The following is an 18,570-nucleotide window of genomic DNA, read 5'->3' as shown; positions in this document are numbered from 1 at the left end:
TTTTTTATTAATTTTGGCTAAATGATTAAACTATGAAAACTCACTTTTTTATTTTTATCTTGTTTTTTAGCTGTCAACTACAACTTTTCAGTCAGATTGCACCTCAAAAAGCTCCTGTAAATCCTGATTTTATTAAATTTAACGAGGATAAAAGGAAATCCGAACCAGCAAAAATAACTTCTGAAGGGCACACCCTTGGTGGCATTCCTCCCGTTATAAAAAACAATTTTGATAACTTAATGGCAAAATACAACAAAGGTGCAATGGACTATCCTGCCGTTTATGATATGAGAACCAATGGTTTGCTTACTTCCGTAAAAAATCAGGAAGACTGTGGCTCATGTTGGGCATTTGCTACAATGGGTTCGGTGGAATCGAGGTGGAAAAAATTAGGATTGGGCGAATTTGATCTTTCGGAAAACAATCTGAAGAATTGCCATGGTTTTGAATGGACACCATGTTTTGGAGGAAACCATTTTCTTTCGACGGCTTATTTTGCCCGAAGGGCAGGCGCCATTCAGGAAACTGACGACCCTTATTTTGATATTGAACAAAGTTGCCTGACAGGTTTAACCCCTGTATCTTTTATTACCAATGCACGATTTCTGCCAAATAATGTCAATATTATAAAACAAATATTACTCAATTACGGAGCCGTTTACACCATGTTTTACTGGAGCGGTACTTACTACAATTCAACGGATAAAACATATTTTTACAATGGCACTTCTGGAGTTAACCATGCTGTAACTATTGTTGGATGGGACGATAATAAAACTACGGCAGGAGGAACCGGTGCATGGATAATTAAAAATAGTTGGGGCATATCCTGGGGCGAAAATGGTTTTTTCTATATTTCATATAATGATGCAAGTATATTGGATTACAATGCAATATGGACAACAAGTATTCAATTGAACAGCAATTCTCAGATTTATTTAAACGATGAGCTTGGCGAATGTTCCGACATGGGCTACGATATTCCAACAGGTTATGGTTTGGTAAAATATATTGCAGGTGATTACCAGCAGATTAAAAGTATCGGGACTTACTTACCTTCTGGCAATGCGAGTCTTAAACTTGAAATTTACGACAACTTCAACCCAGCAACAGGAGTTCTATCAAATTTATTATACACCGTAGCCGAACAAACTTACGACTTCCCGGGATATTATACTTTCAATCTTTCTTCAGCCCTAAACATCAATCAGGGCAATGATTTTTATATAAAAGTTAAATATTACACCCCTGGTTACAACTATCCTATCCCAATAGAATGTGCAGTTTCAGATTATTCAGCACCTACAATACAAACAGGAGTTCACTGGGTAAGCGATACAGGAAATCCTGGTTCATGGTACCAGCTTGCTGCCAATCCTGACTATATGTGGGACTTATGTATTCATGCCTATGCCGAAAATGTAAATTTTGTGCATGGTACGATACTGCTCGAAGGACTGGTAAATCCAAATGGTACGTCCATGCATAAAGTACAGGACAATAGTGGTAATAAGTTTCCGGGAAAAATAGCCGACCAGATTACTGTTGAAATTGCACAAAATACATCTCCTTATTCGGTACTATATACCATAGACAGTGTGAATATTGACACGACAGGACATTTTACGGCAGCGTTTCCCAAAAACTACTCTTCTTCATATTATTTAATCGTAAAACATCATAACAGCATTGAAACCTGGTCGGCAACCCCCGTTTCTTTTTCAGGCGGAACAGCAAACTATAATTTTACAGATAATGTTTCGAAAGCCTATGGTAGCAATTTAAAAGATGTTTCAGGAACCTTCGTAATCTATGGTGGCGATGCAAACCAGGACGGATTTGTTGACAGTGGCGATATGACCCCGGTTGACAATGATGCCACCAATTTTGCTATGGGCTACCTCGCCACTGACATCAACGGTGACGGCTTCGTTGACAGTGCTGACATGACGATAATAGACAATAATGCGGCAAATTTTGTTTCTGCTATGTTTCCTTAGATGATTCCATTTTTAATGGCTTTAATTGAATAGGAAAAAGGTGTCCGGATTCTTGAATCCGGACACCTTTTTTTTGCATTTTAAAAACTATCTGATTAATTTTGGAAAGTTTCCGTTAATAAGCAAGGTATCAATTAAATAAAAATCCGATTAAATTTTCGAGTTCCAGCAATTATTCTTAAGTTGTTAAGTATTAATTAAAATAAGTAAAATTCATTTATTAAGCGCTTTACAGTTTTTTGAAAAGAATAAAATTCATAAAAACTAATTTATTTTAAATATCAACCATGGTAAGATTTTGATGAAAATTACCCCGATAAATTTGGATAAATTTTCAGACTAAAAAATAAAAAATTAATAAAACATAAAAATAAAAAATAAAATTAAAATTGTAAATATATTATTTTAATTTTGTCATCATTCAATTTGATAAAAACTTATTAAATATTTAATAATATATATAATATTAAAAATATAGCTTCATTAAATAAAATAAATTATGAAAAAATTAGTATTAATTTTAGTTTTGTTTCTGGTGATTCTCGGAAGTAAAGCAAACAATTTAACAATTTCAAATGTATCTCTCACAGGACAAAACCCTGCTTCGGACTACATTATGGTACAATTCGATATTAGCTGGGATAATTCCTGGAGGCTTGATTATGGTCCCTCAAATTGGGATGCAGCTTGGGTTTTCATTAAATTCAAATCTCTTTCAACCGAATGGCGTCATGCCATACTTAGTACAAACCCTGCAAATTATACAGCACCCGCAGGATGTACCATTACCCCCTCACCCGACGGATTAGGTGTATTTATCTATAAATCTCTTGCAGGCTCTGGAAACGTAAGCTATACCGATATTCAGCTCCGTTGGAATTATTCATCAAATGGATTGCCCGACGATGTGGACATTGACATTAAAGTTTTAGGTACTGAAATGGTGTATGTTCCACAAGGAGCATTCCAGGCAGGAGATAACGGAACTGCTGCCTATTGCTATAAACAAGGCAGCGCAGATACTGATCCTTGGAATATAACTTCTGAAAATGCCATTAACTGCACTTCCGCCACTACTGATGGGAATTACTATACAAGTTCAGGAAAAGTAGGTGAACAGGCTACGGGCAGTACTTTTACAATTCCGGCAGCTTACCCAAAAGGGTTTAATGCCTTTTACATAATGAAATATGAAATGAGCCAGGAACAATACCGTGATTTTCTGAACCTATTAACCCGAACACAGCAACAATCAAGAATTGCAACAGACATTTCCGGTACCAGTATTACAAGTGTTTTTGTAATGGCAAATTCATCCTCCCCAAGTGTCAAAAATGGTATTTGCTGCAGTAGCACAATACCTGCAACAGGTCCTGTTACATTTTACTGCGATGGCGATCATGATGCTTCTTATAACGAAGACGATGATAATCAAAATCTGCCTTTAAACTATATATATTATCCGGATTTGGCGGCTTATGCCGATTGGGCTGGCTTACGACCAATGACTGAACTGGAATATGAAAAAGCATGTAGAGGAACTCATCCTGCAATAAATGGAGAATATGTTTGGGGAAATACTTCGTTATTCAATTCAATCTATTCAATTATAAATTATGGAACAGCCACGGAAAGTATTTCTCTTATATCCTTTGGTACCGGAACCGGAAATGCCTTGTATCAGGCTACTATGTATAACGGACCTATTCGTTGTGGAATTTTTGCTTACAGTTCGCCAAATCATACCCGCCAGGAAACAGGTTCAACCTATTACGGAGTGATGGAGATGAGTGGTAATGTATTGGAAGTTGCTGTAAGTAGTGGCTGCAATGCCGGTTACACCTTTACAGGTTTAAACGGAGACGGAAGTTTAAACTCTTCTGGTGATGCAAATACTGATTTCTGGCCAGGAATGGGCGGTAACAATCTTAATGCAAATGCCTCAACGGCTTACGGTGGCACTATAGGTGTTACAGGAAAAGCTGGTATGGGAGACAGGGGTGGTGCTTATGGTACAAATTATGCATTTTTGCAGGTTTCTGACAGAACTTATAATTGTAGTTTAAATCTATCTTCGTCAAGAGCGCCTGGAATAGGTTGTCGTCTTGTCCGTACAATGCCATAATTTGTACTTCTTCATAAAATAACTTATTATGAAACGATTGTACATCTTTTTGTGGCTATGTGCATTTATTTTCTTTTTCAAAGAAATAAAAGCTCAGCCTTCATACTGCATACCTGCTATGTCAACAGGATGTGCTTCTGATTATATTTCATCATTCGCCTTTGGAACCATGCAAAACAATACTTCCGGATGCAATGGAAATATAAACGGCTATATCAACTATCCTATCACATCTTTCACAAGCACTGTTATCAAAGGCGAAAGCATATCTTTCAATATGTCTTCAGGACCTACTTACCAGCAATATTTTGCCATGTGGATTGATTATAACAATGATGGCGACTTTGATGATTCGGGAGAGTTTATTTATTCATCAGCCACAAAAGGTTCTTATTTTAGTGGGAGTACTACAATTCCTGAACAAAATGGGATTTCGGGCGAACGCAGGCTGCGGATAAGATGTAATTGGGACCTTAATCTTTCAGCTTCAAATTCGTGTACGGCTGCTACTTATGGCGAAACTGAAGATTACACTATCACTATCCTCGATATAAATATTTACAATGGCGGAATTGCTGACGGATACAATGAACAGGATAATTCATTTATTTCTCCATTCACCCCATCTTTTTCCGGCAGCACAGGCGATGGCTATTCAAAAGTAGATAATTCATTTTTAACTTCAATACATCCTTCATTCACAGGAAGCTCCGGCGATGGCTATCACCTTGCTTCTTCACAAATATTTACTTCATTTTATCCCAATCTAACTGGCAGCACAGGCGATGGCTATCATCTTGCTTCTTCACAAATATTTACTTCATTCTATCCCAATCTAACTGGAAGCACAGGCGATGGCTATCACCTTTCGTCATTTACACACAATAATAACATTTTACCAAATTTTTTAGGAAGCACAGGCGATGGCTACAACATGAATTCTTCTGCTTTTTTAACAACAATTTACACCAATTTAAATGGAAGCACAGGCGATGGTTATTCATCAACTGAATCTTCTTATTCCAATATTTTCTTCCCGAATTTGTCAGGAAGTACTGCCGATGGCTATTCAATGTTAAACTCATCATGGCAAAATAACATTTTTCCAGAATTGACAGGAAGTACCAATGACGGATATTCTTCCGATTCTTCATCAATAAGTCTGAATCCATGGTGCATTCCAACGGTATCAGGTGGTTGCAGTATGTTTGGAGGCGACCTGATTGATAATGTAATTCTTAATACATTATCAAACACATCATCAGGTTGCAATGGCAATGTAAATGGTTATATAAAATATCCTTCATCTCAATTTACAACTTCACTTGAAGCGGGTCTTTCTTACAATATGACAGTACAAACGGGTAGTGCCAATAATGAATATATAGCAGTTTGGGTTGATTGGAATGATGATAAGGATTTTGATGATGACGGAGAAATTATTTGCAACCCTACAGAAAAAATATCATCATATACTTTCCCTTTAAATGTACCCTTAGATGAAGGATTCATAGGTGAAAGGAAAATGAGAGTGCGTTGTTCCTTTTCTCCAAAGTTAAATTCAACCGATGCCTGCACATTAGTTCAATATGGCGAAACTGAAGATTATACAATAACTGTTCTGCCACCTTCTTTTAAAAACTTACAAATTACACTTTACCTCGAAGGACTATATAATGGTTCTGGTGGAATGAACAAGGCTCAGGATGAATCAGGCGACCATTTTACAGGCGAAATCGCCGACCAGGTGAACATTGATATTCATGCAGGCACCTCACCCTTTGCTTTATTACATACTATATCAGGATTAAACCTTCAAACCGATGGCTCGGTAAGCTGTAATATCGCAAGCTCATTCAACAATAGCTATTACCTGGCAGTTCGACATCGAAACAGCATTGAAACATGGACTGCTTCTCCAATATCTTTTGTGGAAAACACTATCAGCTACAACTTTACAGACAATGCCTCAAAAGCCTTTGGCAGTAACCTGAAAAACATTTCAGGGAACTTTATAATTTATGGTGGCGACGTAAACCAGGACGGCTTTGTTGACAGCGGCGACATGACCCCTGTTGACAACGATGCGTCCAACTTCATGATGGGCTACATTTTCTCCGACATCAACGGCGATGGCTTCGTTGACAGCGCCGATATGACGATAATTGATAATAATGCAGCAAATTTCATCAGTATGATAACACCTTAAATGAATTTTTATTAAATAAATTAAAATCCATAAAAATGAAATCAAATTTACTTCTTTTAGTTTCTTTTTTCATATTTTGTTTGGATATCAAATCATTTTCCCAACAATTTGCCACACGCGAATCGGGCGACACTACAAATTATCCTTACTGGCAGGAAATGATGCAAAACCGAAATATCAATTTCTACAAAACCCAGGCGGCATTTTATAAATACTGGGAAAATCGCCCTGTTCACAAAGGAAGTATGTATAAACAATTCAAAAGATGGGAATATATAAACCAAGGGAGAATAGATGCTTATGGCAATTTGCCAAAACCAGACTTAGTTACACAGGAATACTTCAAATTCAAGCAACAATATCCTGAACAAATTACTGCAAACTGGTTATTGGTAGGGCCTACATCCCTACCCTCCAATTCTACTTCACAGCCTAACGGCATGGGAAGAGTAAACGGTGTTGCGTTTCATCCCACCAATTCTGATATTTTATATGCGGCAGCACCCTCAGGCGGATTATGGTATGACAATGAAGGTAGCTGGTACCCGCTCACCGATAATTTGCCTACACTCGGAACATCAACAGTAATAGTTGACCATACAAATCCAAATATTATTTACATCGGCACAGGTGACCGCGATAGCGATGATGCTCCAGGAATGGGCGTTTACAAAAGTACCAACAGCGGAGCCAATTTTTCACCTGCCCGCTCCGGAATGGGCGAAATAACTGTTAATATGCTGATTATGCATCCAACAGATCATCTTATTCTGCAGGCTGCTACAAATCATGGCATTTACAAAACAACTAATGGAGGAAATACCTGGACAAAAAAATCAATTTACAATATGAATTTTAAAGATATTAAATATAAACCAGGAAATCCTTTGATAGCCTATGCCACATCAGGAGGCATGTTTTACCGTTCAAGTGATGGAGGAGAAACCTGGCAATCAGTATATTTAGGGTTCTCTGCAAGCAGAATTGTAATTGGTGTAAGCCCCGCACAACCCGATTGGGTTTACATTTGTTGTGCAAGAGCAACGGCTCCATTTATATTTCAGGGATTATATCGCTCAACCAATAGCGGTCAAAGCTTTAACTTACAATCATCTTCCCCAAACATATTTGGCTATGACAGCGATGGAGACGACGAAAGAGAACAATCGGGCTACGACCTTGCAATAGCCGTAAACCCAACTAATGCCAATATAATTTATATCGGAGGTATTAATATATGGGAATCAACCGACGCAGGAGTAAACTGGGAATTAAACAACCATTGGGATGATGTAGGGAATGTGCATGCAGACATACATAGTTTGGATTATAATCCTTTGAATGGGGTACTTTATTGCGGCTCCGACGGAGGACTTTCCTATACTTCAAACGGAACAGATTGGAATGATTTATCAAATGGATTATCAATTTCTCAAATTTACAAACTCGGACAAAGTAACTATCAGCAGGATCATGTTATGTGCGGATATCAGGACAATGGAACCACTGAAAGTGATGGCTCAACCTTCGAAACCACACAAGGAGGTGACGGACTCGAATGCCTTATTGACTGGGGCGACGACGACCGAAAATACCTGACAGTGATAGGCGACAACGGTCCACTTATTATCAGAGATGTATGGTCGGGGCAGGCAAGCATCGCAGGCTACAACACAAACGGAATTGACGAAATACCAGCATGGGAACTACCCTATATGCTCGATCGTTCTGATGCCGATATCATGTATGCCGGTTTTACCAACGTTTGGAAAAGCGATAACATAAAAAATGTATTTGCCGTTTCTATCAGTTGGTCAAAAATATCTTCGGGTGAAACAAATATGTGCAATGTTATTGCTCAACCCCAGTTGGATAACAACATATTATATGTTTCAAGAATGGATAGACGCAACTCCTCAGGAGCTATTGTTAGCCCTGCATCTTTAAAACGTACTGACACTGGCGGAAGCTCGTGGATTAGCTGTAACTTACCCGGTGGAAATTTGGTTACTGATATTGACACACATCCTTACGACCTGAATATTGTATATGCAACCACTGCTGTTGGAGTATATAAATCAACAGACAGAGGAATTTCGTGGGAAAATATTACAAAAAACCTGCCTGCAGTCCCAAAAAACTGCATAGTTTATGAAATAGGACCTATCGAAGCATTGTATGTTGCAACCAAGACAGGAGTTTATTATATTAATGAATTTCTCGACGAATGGGTACCTTACAGCAATGGCTTACCTGTAGTTGACGTAAGAGAAATTGAACTTTATTATGGTTCGGGTGGCAATACAATATTAAAGGCAGCTACTTACGGCAGAGGATTATGGGAAAGTCCATCGTTTAAATTTCCGGCTTATCCTACTTATGTAAAAGCTACTGATCGCGTTTATCCCGACAAAATAAACATAAAATGGGCTCCTGCAACAGGAAAACCTTATTATAAAGTATTCAGAAGCTCGTTTAATAACTCCTCAATGGCAGAAGAAATTTCAGACTGGATTACCGACCTTGAATTCGATGATATGATGCCCTATATTGGAATAAACCAATATTATTGGGTAAAAGCAGCAACTGATGCAAGTGGTTCAAATGCAAGTGTATTCAGCGAAAGCGATTATGGAAGCACTGGCAGTGCTTCCATTCTTACCGAAGAATTTATGGTAAATACAACTTCCACACCACAATACTACACTTATAACCATGGATTTTACGGATGGGCTATTGTTGGCATCAGAGCCTCAGAAGCCGAAGCTTGGAAAATTGACCTTTTTGGTGATAATACTTTTCAAACCATACTTGCAACAAGCGAAGCATCCACTGTTAACAACTATGTACTTGTTGACAACCATCATGCACCAACCAACCTTAAAGGCATAAAAGTAACCCAGCTTTCTGGTGATAACGATGGTAAAGTAGAATTTGAAAACGGAGAAGAAACACTTGTGGTGAATACTGCCAGTGTTTTCGAATGGTATGCCACCGATGTTGTTAAAGTTTACGATGTTCACCTTACACCTGGCAAATACTGTTTTTCGTTGGTTGTAACTGGTGGCGATGCTAATCTCGACATTGCATTGTATGGCTCTGTTTCAGGGCAATATTATCAAAGCAGGTCGAATGCACTGGCATATTCCACCAATCCGGGTGCTGGTGTCAGCGAAACCTTCAGTTTCACAGTTATTGAAGAAGACGATTATGCTCTTACGGTATTTTCAAATGATAATGGAACAGCAGCAGGGCTGGTTTTAGTCGAAACGGCAGGCTTATGGACTGGCTATGTAAACAACGACTGGCATAATCCCGGAAACTGGACAGGCAACAGCTTGCCAGATGCAAATACCGATGTTACCATTCCTCCTATGTCCAATCTGCCATGGATTTATGCCGGACCTGCTGTTTGTCGCAATTTAACCATTCAACCAGGTGCAGGAACCTACCTTAGAGTATATGATCAGCTACTTACAATTAATGGCAATTTAACAGTTCACCGACAACTTATGATGGACTTTGCCTCCCCAAATGCTCAAATTGTAGTAAATGGTAATGTAACCTGGGAATCAGGCTCGACTGCTTTTTTTGAAAACCAAACATCTATAACAGTTAAAGGCAACTGGTACTTTAATAGCGGTGCGACGGTTCATATAAATACTGGTTCGGTAACTTTTGCAGGAGATGTTCCATCTTATATTTTTTCCAACAGCAATAATTGCTGGTTTAACAACCTTAATATTAATAAAAATTCTACCACTGTAATCCTCGACGCAAGCTCAACAGCAGATTTCGCCGTAAATGGTTATTTTATAGTGTATTCAGGCTCAACATATTTGGGTTATTCTAATTATAAAACCATTCTAAGAGGCAGCCTTCAGGTTTTGGGAAATATGTATAACAACACAGGAATTACCGAATTCAACGGTTCATCTCAAGCAATTGCACTCAACGAGGGAAGTTTTTTCAGACATCTTACTATCAATTCAACTTCCGACGTAATCCTTAACTCAAACATTCAGGCAAGAGGCGATATTCTTATTCAATCGGGTGCATTAAGCCCGGGAAGTTACACAATATCAGCCCAGGGCAACTGGACAAACAACGTTGGAGCAGATGGCTTTGCCGAAAGCACAGGGCTTGTTGTTTTCGACGGAGGCAATTATGCTCAGTATTGCAGTTCCGAAACATTCAATAAACTGGAAATCAACAAATCATCCGGGGGTGCTTTCAGAGTTTGGGCGAGCATTGTAAACTGTAATCAATACGACTGGACGGCAGGAGCAGTAGATGTTAACCTTGGAATTTTTCAGGCAAATGACCTTGCCGACGATGGAATTTATGGCGATTATTATATCAATCCATTAAGCTATGTTACACTTACCAACTCCGATGGCTATGTTGACCTGAACGGAAATATCATAATGTCAGGCGGTGAATTCAATGTTTATGGTGGCACCCTCGACAGCTATTGGTCTTACAATGGCAATGCTGGAATTCTTATGACCGACGGAATAATTGACTTCCACAATACTGGCATCAGTATTAGTCCTTCAGCATTTTCTTTTACAGCTATCATTTCAGGAGGGACAATTCGTACTACAGGCAATTTATACATCATTCGTGATGGTTTTTCACCCACGGGTGGAACCCTGAAATTTTATGGTTCTGGAACTAACTTCATCAGCCAGTCTTCCGGTTCACTCTGGAATATTGAAATTGATAAACCTTCAGGAATTCTGGGATCAGCAACAAATTTAACCATAGGCAACGACCTTATCCTGACCAATGGAACATTCCTTGTTGAAAATCAATTTATTCAGATAGCCCGTAACATGGATATTCATTCCAATGTTAATATAAATCACGATGATGCTATCATAAGAGTTGCAGGAGCTACTACCTGGCACACCGGTTCCAGTGTTGATATTTCAGCCAACGGAACGTTCAGAGCTGCCGGCAACTGGACTTTCAACCCAGGCTCGGATGTGCATTTTACAAATGGAAAAGTTCAGTTTGTTGGTTCAACACCTTCTTCTATAATTAATTCCGAATCCAACAGCTTTTTTAATACCATTTTATGTGCAAAAACTGCTGGATCAGAAATCATCTTCAGCGACCTTTCGGCAGATACCTGCAACATTCATGGCGATATCATCATTTTCGATGGTTCAATTTTAAAAGGAGAATCAGCTTTCCCAATCATTGTAGAAGGTTTATTCAGCAATTCAGGACACTATCGTTTTTCAAACGGCAAAATGGTTCTGAGAAACAATTCTGCCTCAATTGCTCCAGGTTCCGGTGATTTTTTCCACCATCTCATCCTTGAAGCACCCGCTGCATTCAGCTTCGACTTTTCTAACAATGATACTCTTGCAATTAATGGCAATTTTGAACTTCTAACCGGGGGTTTGAACATTAACAATAAAATTCTATCTTTCGGAGGCAACTGGATAAACTGGCCTGGCGAAGCGGCTTTTATTGAAGGAACTGGTAAAGTTATTGCCAATGGCGCTTTGGGTATTCTTCAGAATATCAATTCTGACGAAACATTTTACAACTTTCAGATAATTCACAAATCACCCTCAGGCTTTGCAGATGTTGCCATGGGAAATGAAGGCAGCTTCCTTACAGTATTAAACGACTTTGACATCACAAAAGGCAGGTTGATGATGAATAGTGGCTCAACCCTTAATGTAGGGAGAAATTTCACCTTAGCCAACGGAGCCGCTTTGAATGCTCAGGGAATTAATCCTGCTGCAATTAACATTGGTGGAAACTGGAGCGATGCCAATCCATCATTATCCCCTACTTCGGGTTTCAATTATGGCACATCAACAGTTACATTCAACGGTACATCACCACAGTATATTTACCAAACCGGACTCGGAATGGAAACATTCTACAATCTTAATTCAGATAAATCAGGCTCAACCTTATATCCCGGCTGCAACCTGGAAGTTATGGGAAATTTCAACCTTATGAACGGTTTCTTTGAAAACCTGAGCGATACACGCGAATTTTATTTCCATGGAAACGTTTCAACTGTCACAGAATCCAGCTTTTATCCAAGGGGCAACATAAATATGGTTGGAGAAATAAACCAGGCTTTTTCTGTTAATGGCAACGGATGGTTAAGCAATTTTACGGTAAATAAATCTTCAAGCGAAAAACAAGTGGATTTGCTCACAAACATTGTTTCAAGCAATTCTGGTAATTTAATTATTTATTCAGGAATTTTAAACCTTAACGGACATTTCTATCGTTGCACCGGTGATGTAGGTATTTCCGGAAACGGGAAATTACTTATCAATGAAGATGCATGGCTTGAAGTTGGCAACAACAAAGATTTGAATATTTATGGAACTCTCGAAGTCTTTGGAACATCCGGTCATGAAGCAAAAATAACTCATCATTCAGGTTATTACAATTTCAATGTAGAAAGCGGAGGCACAATCAGCGCCGAAAATGCAATTTTTGAATTTATGAATACCGATGGAATAAATATTAAATCAGGTGCCATTGTAAACGAAATTCACCCTTTCAATACCTGCATTTTCCGTTATGGCTCGCCATCCGGCAAATTACTAACTGTAAACAACAGCCAGGATATTACTGTGCATAACGCATTTTTCCCCTCTAATTCGTGGAGCGGCTCGTATAATGTATCAAAAACAACCGATGTCGGAAGTGTCATTTTCCCCGATGCAACTGGCGGTTTCTCCGGAGCATCTTTTGAAGACGATTCGTTTAACCGCATTTATTGGGAAGCCCCTGAAAAAAGCCTTAATATTACTGTCTTTCTCGAAGGTTTGTACGATGGACCTGCAATGCACAAGGCACAGGACGAAACCGGCGACCACTTCACAGGAATCATTGCCGATCAGCTTACTGTTGAATTACACGAAAGCACAGCACCCTATCTTGCAGCACTTTCGATAAGTAATGTTAACCTTAATACTGACGGTTCAGTTTCTGTTAATGTTCCCGGAACTCTTACAGGCAACTATTATGTAGTAATAAAACACCGCAACAGCCTCGAAACATGGAGTGCTAACCCTGTCTCATTTTCCGGAAGCAGTATTGCCTATAACTTCTCCGACAACATTTCCAAAGCCTACGGAAATAATCAAAAAGAAATCAGTAGTATCTTCGTAATTTACGGAGGTGATTTAAATCAGGACGGCTTTGTTGACAGCGGCGACATGACTCCTGTTGACAACGATGCGTCCAACTTCATGATGGGCTACATTTTCTCCGACATCAACGGCGATGGCTTTGTTGACAGCGCTGATATGACGATAATAGACAATAATGCAGCAAATTTTATATCAGTTATTACACCATAAAAAAATAATAAACAATACATTGAATATACATAAATCTAAAAATAGTATAAAGTAAAAATAAACTTTAATCTACTCATTGAATTTTTTTTGTAAAAATTTAAACAATTAAAATTAACAATAAAATGAAAAAGAACATCCCACTTTTGCTGCTTGTCTTATTGGGTTTGAACACAATGATCTACGCTGCCAAATGGCGCGTAAACAACATTTCCGGCGTTAATGCCGATTTTACGACCGCCCAGGCGGTTAATGATTCTTCATCGGTGCTGACGGGTGATACCGTTTACTTTGAAGGTTCTTTAAACTCCTATGGTGACCTCACCCTTTCCAAACGCCTTGTAATCATAGGCCCGGGCTATTTCCTGGGCGAAAATGATTCCACACAGGCTAACTTGCTTCCTGCCATCCTGGGAACTGTAGTTATTAATCCCGGAGCCGAAAACAGTGTTATTACAGGTATGACGACAAGCACTTTTTATGTACGATGCAATAATATCCTGCTGAAAAGGGATAACCTCGGTCAAACCAATATTGGAGACGCAGGTGCAGCATCCAATATCTTTATTTTACAATGCTGGATTTATCGGGTTTATATAACCACCGGCTCACAAAATGTTATAATTAAAAATAATATTTTTTTCAATGCGGGTGCATGGGATTGGAATGTTCAGAACGAAGACGGTTCTGCAGCATTATATATAAATAATATTTTCCAGACAAATTGTTTTTTTCATGATTGTGAAATCAGGAATAATATCTTTACAGGTCCTTGTGGAACAGCTCGTGAAGGAATTGAATTGAACGGTTCATGTATAACGACTAATAACATATCTGCCTGTGGTTCTCTTCCTGCCGGTAGTGGCAACCAAACAAGTATTGATATGACAACAGTTTTTGTTTATACCGGTAGTAGTGATGGTCAGTACCGGCTTCTTCCCGGTTCACCCGCTATTGGAGCGGGTTATGATGGGGTAGATTGTGGTGTATTCGGAGGCAGCAACTCATATGTACTCTCTGGTTTGCCCACAGTACCCGCCATATGGAAATTGGATATAGACGGAACTACTGTTATCCTGAAAGCCAAAAGCCATTAAGCCATGAAACGCTTTATATTTCTATGCCTGTTGATGGCTACCATAAGCTATGTACAGGCACAAAACATCACCAGGGTAGAATATGCCATAGATACCGATCCGGGTTTCAGTCTTGCCACACCGGTAAGTATCACACCTGGAAGTAATATTACCCAAACCACTACCCTTAATTTTACAGGATTATCAGATGGAGTACATGTACTGTTTATCCGTGCTATGGACGACAGTAGCCGCTGGGGTTCTACCATCGTTAAAATTATTTATGTAGATACTTTCATACCCCATAATACCATCATGGCAGAATATTTTATTGATACCGACCCCGGTTTTGGTAATGGTTATACCATAAACTTAACTCCCGGGCTTCAGCCTATAAAAGTATTTCCCATAAACCTTAGTGGTATTGCTATGGGCTTACATTTATTATATATCCGGGTTAAAGATATGGACAACCAATGGAGTATCACCAATTCAAAGCTATTCTTTTGTGATGGTAATACTTTCGGAAACATAACACAGATAGAATACTTCTTTGATAATGATCCCGGATTTGGAAATGGTATTACAATAAGCATAACGCCAGGTAAGCAAGTAAGCAAATTATTCGATGTAAACACCGCAGGTTTATCAGGCGGCATGCATCGCGTATATATCCGTACTAGGGATGAAAATGGGAACTGGAGTCAAACCGAAAGCCAATGGTTTACCATTGTTGATATGAAAGTTTATATTGAAGGCTTATATGAGCCCGGTTCAGGTGAAATGCGAAAAGCACAGGATGAAGCCGGCGACCATTTTACAGATTTTACTTCAGACGTTTTAACTGTTAAAGCATTAGAAACCACTTCACCTTACAACATTGTTGGCACAACAAACGAGGTGCTTTTAAACCAAAACGGAACCTTTCAACCTGTAATGAACCGCATACCCGAAGGCGATTATTACCTGGCTGTAAGTCACCGCAACAGCATAGAAACATGGACTGCAAATTATCAACATTTGGGTACAGCACCCATTTCCTACGACTTTACCGATGCTGCCAATAAGGCTTATGGAAACAATTTAAAAAATGTTTCTGGAGCCTTCGTAATCTATGGTGGCGACGTAAACCAGGACGGATTTGTCGACAGTGGTGATATGACTCCGGTTGACAACGATGCCGCCAACTTTGTAATGGGCTACTTTCCCTCCGATGTAAACGGCGACGGCTTTGTTGACAGCGCTGATATGACGATAATAGACAATAATGCAGCAAATTTTGTTTCGGCTATGTTTCCATAGATAAACTCATTTTTAATAGCTTCAATTGAATAGGAAAAGATGTTCAGATTCGTGAATTCGGACATCTTTTATTTGTTTTTAAACTTAAGTCTATTGTACCTTTACAAAAATTTATACAGGTTTCTATTTTAATCAAGAGGATTCCTCGGGGCTTGCCCCGGGGTCATTCATTATACAAAATGATTAATAAAACTAATTTACCACTGAATTAAAATAAAAAAATGAGTTTCGTACCGAACTCAGCCTGACTCTCAGTTCCATTATTCAAATAATCAAGTGTAACTATCCCAAAGAGTATAAAATATATTGAGAATCTGTGGACCTTAGAAAGAAAAATATTAATAGTTCTTCCAAAGTTAAAAATAGTTTAAAACCTCTAATCATGAAAAATCAAATTATCCTTTTCTTCGCACTTATGGTAACAACCATGCTTAGTGCCAACAATATTACGGTAAGCAACCTGAGCCTTATCGGACAAAACACTACCGATGACTATAGTATGGTGAAATTCGATATTTCATGGGAAAATTCTTGGCACATCAGCAGCGTAGCCAATAACTGGGATGCAGCCTGGGTTTTTGTCAAATACCATATTTCTGAATTTAACGGTGGTGATGGTTTTTGGAAGCATGCCTGGCTCAACAATACCGGAAACACTGCACCCTCTGGCAGTGTCATTGATATTGGATTGCTCACTCCTGGCACTTTTTTTAATGCCACCACCAATCCGGGTTTGGGTGCTTTTATTTATCGTAATGCCGATGGTACAGGAACATTTTCCCTCACCAATGTAAAACTGCGCTGGAACTATGGCGCAAATGGTGTTGATGATAATGCTGTTATTGACATTCAAATTTATGCCATCGAAATGGTATATGTACCGCAAGGCACGTTTGTTTTAGGCAGTGGTGGAGGGGAAGTAAATCACTTTTATAAATCACCAATTAGCACAGATACATATTCAATAAATACCGAGGCTACTATAACTGTTGGCACTTCAGAAAATACTCTTTATTATGAAACAGGTCCTTATAATTTGGGGGGCGATCAGTCGGGTCCAATCCCTGCAGCTTTTCCAAAAGGCTATAACGCTTTTTACTGTATGAAATACGAAATAAGCCAGCAAGGGTATGTGGATTTTTTAAATAGTCTTACACAAACCCAGGCGACCGCTCGTAAGTATGATAAACCTACAGATAATTACCGTTATGAAATTATGGGTAGCACAGTAGGCAGTTATGCTACTGCCAACCCTTACGTAGCTTGTAACTGGCTAAACTATGCAGATGTGGCTGCCTACCTTGATTGGAGTGGTTTGCGACTCATGACAGAATTAGAATTTGAAAAAGCCTGCCGAGGAACTATATCAGCAGTAAATAACGAATTTGCTTGGGGTAGTACATCTATAACTCAAAGTACAGGGATAACAAACTCTGGTTTGACTAATGAAGTAAGTATGAACAACGGAAATTGTGCTACCAGTAACCAGACATTCGTACAAGGACCCATGCGAGTAGGCGTATTTGCCACAGACTCATCTACACGTGAACATGCCGGTGCTACTTATTATGGCATTATGGAAATGAGTGGCAATGTGTGGGAGCGTGCAGTTACAGTGGGTAATGCCATAGGTAGGGCATTTGATGGAACACACGGCGATGGAGTATTAGATGAAGCGGGCAATGCAAATGTTTCTACATGGCCAACATACTCTGGTGTAGGATTTCGGGGTGGTGCCTGGGACACTGGAGCCTATACTTTCTCGCCTGTTTCCAGTCGTTTCTACATGAATTATGGAGAAATTATTCGTGTAAACGATAATGGCGGTCGCGGAGTTCGTACAGCACCTTAACTCTGAGTAATGTAAAGTTAAAATAAACAAATTAACTATGTATGAAAAAACTTGAACTTATTTTTATATTACTGCTTGTGTTGCCTATGGTGATACAAGCCCAATATACAGGCGGTTATGGCAAAGGAGATGTTTCTTTTGTCATATACAGCAGCAATCCCATTAACTGGTTTACCGGAGGCAATGGCAGAGGGGATGTGTCTTTAGTCTATTCGGCAAAAGCATTGCAACTTACCTTATTGCTCGAAGGTTTGATGAACAATGTAAGAAGCATGAATAAGGCACAGGACGAAACAGGAGACCATTTCACCGGTAATACTGCCGACCAGATTATGGTAGAATTGCACGAAAGTACATCTCCTTATCTGGTTACACATTCTGCAAACAATGTGAATCTGAATACAGATGGTTCTGTTGCTATTATTATTCCGGAAACTTGTTCCGGAAATTATTATGTTTCAATAAAACATCATAACAGCATTGGAACCTGGTCGGCAATTCCCGTTTCTTTTTCAAGCAGAACAACAAACTATAACTTTACGGATAATGCTTCAAAATCTTATGGAAACAATTTAAAAAATGTTTCTGGAGCCTTCGTAATCTATGGTGGCGACGTAAACCAGGACGGATTTGTCGACAGTGGTGATATGACTCCGG

At 39.0% G+C, this 18,570-nt stretch carries 8 protein-coding genes; all 8 read left to right on the top strand.

Translation table 11 applies throughout. The annotated features are described in order from the left end of the window. The first annotated feature begins 32 nt into the window (after nucleotides 1-32). Entirely contained in the window at nucleotides 33-2,000 is a 1,968-nt protein-coding gene (locus M0R21_03270) for a lectin like domain-containing protein (GenBank protein ID MCK9616836.1), read from the top strand. A gap of 499 nt (nucleotides 2,001-2,499) precedes the next feature. Continuing rightward, nucleotides 2,500-4,125 carry a formylglycine-generating enzyme family protein gene (locus M0R21_03265; GenBank protein MCK9616835.1) on the top strand — a complete coding sequence of 542 codons (1,626 nt, stop codon included), beginning with the start codon at nucleotides 2,500-2,502 and terminating at the stop codon, nucleotides 4,123-4,125. A 28-nt stretch (nucleotides 4,126-4,153) separates the two neighbouring features. Next, nucleotides 4,154-6,334, top strand: a complete 2,181-nt coding sequence (locus tag M0R21_03260) for a GEVED domain-containing protein (GenBank protein MCK9616834.1) — start codon at nucleotides 4,154-4,156, stop codon at nucleotides 6,332-6,334. Nucleotides 6,335-6,369: 35 nt separating this feature from the next. Further along, a complete protein-coding gene (locus tag M0R21_03255; GenBank protein ID MCK9616833.1) occupies nucleotides 6,370-13,686 on the top strand; it encodes a hypothetical protein in 7,317 nt (2,438 codons plus the stop codon). Nucleotides 13,687-13,808: 122 nt separating this feature from the next. Continuing rightward, nucleotides 13,809-14,780 (top strand): hypothetical protein, encoded by a 972-nt coding sequence (locus tag M0R21_03250; GenBank protein MCK9616832.1) that lies wholly within the window; start codon nucleotides 13,809-13,811, stop codon nucleotides 14,778-14,780. Between the two features lie 3 nt (nucleotides 14,781-14,783). Further along, the gene (locus M0R21_03245) at nucleotides 14,784-16,061 is read left to right on the top strand and encodes a hypothetical protein (GenBank protein MCK9616831.1); all 1,278 of its coding nucleotides are present in this window, start codon (nucleotides 14,784-14,786) and stop codon (nucleotides 16,059-16,061) included. 382 nt (nucleotides 16,062-16,443) lie between these two features. Continuing rightward, nucleotides 16,444-17,913 (top strand): SUMF1/EgtB/PvdO family nonheme iron enzyme, encoded by a 1,470-nt coding sequence (locus tag M0R21_03240; GenBank protein MCK9616830.1) that lies wholly within the window; start codon nucleotides 16,444-16,446, stop codon nucleotides 17,911-17,913. Nucleotides 17,914-17,954: 41 nt separating this feature from the next. Then, a partial coding sequence (locus M0R21_03235) for a hypothetical protein (GenBank protein MCK9616829.1) occupies nucleotides 17,955-18,570 on the top strand: 616 nt, incomplete at its 3' end.

It is taken from the genome of Lentimicrobiaceae bacterium, from assembly GCA_023227965.1.
In the GTDB taxonomy this organism is placed as follows: domain Bacteria; phylum Bacteroidota; class Bacteroidia; order Bacteroidales; family JALOCA01; genus JALOCA01.
The sequence above is the reverse complement of the archived record's forward strand: the minus strand, read 5'-3'. Positions and strand labels throughout refer to the sequence as shown.

Excerpts from the sequence above, each read along its gene's own strand:
- M0R21_03270 (MCK9616836.1), top strand. The coding sequence starts at position 33 with ATGAAAACTCACTTTTTTATTTTTATCTTGTTTTTTAGCTGTCAACTA.
- M0R21_03265 (MCK9616835.1), top strand. The coding sequence starts at position 2,500 with ATGAAAAAATTAGTATTAATTTTAGTTTTGTTTCTGGTGATTCTCGGA.
- M0R21_03260 (MCK9616834.1), top strand. The coding sequence starts at position 4,154 with ATGAAACGATTGTACATCTTTTTGTGGCTATGTGCATTTATTTTCTTT.
- M0R21_03255 (MCK9616833.1), top strand. The coding sequence starts at position 6,370 with ATGAAATCAAATTTACTTCTTTTAGTTTCTTTTTTCATATTTTGTTTG.
- M0R21_03250 (MCK9616832.1), top strand. The coding sequence starts at position 13,809 with ATGAAAAAGAACATCCCACTTTTGCTGCTTGTCTTATTGGGTTTGAAC.
- M0R21_03245 (MCK9616831.1), top strand. The coding sequence starts at position 14,784 with ATGAAACGCTTTATATTTCTATGCCTGTTGATGGCTACCATAAGCTAT.
- M0R21_03240 (MCK9616830.1), top strand. The coding sequence starts at position 16,444 with ATGAAAAATCAAATTATCCTTTTCTTCGCACTTATGGTAACAACCATG.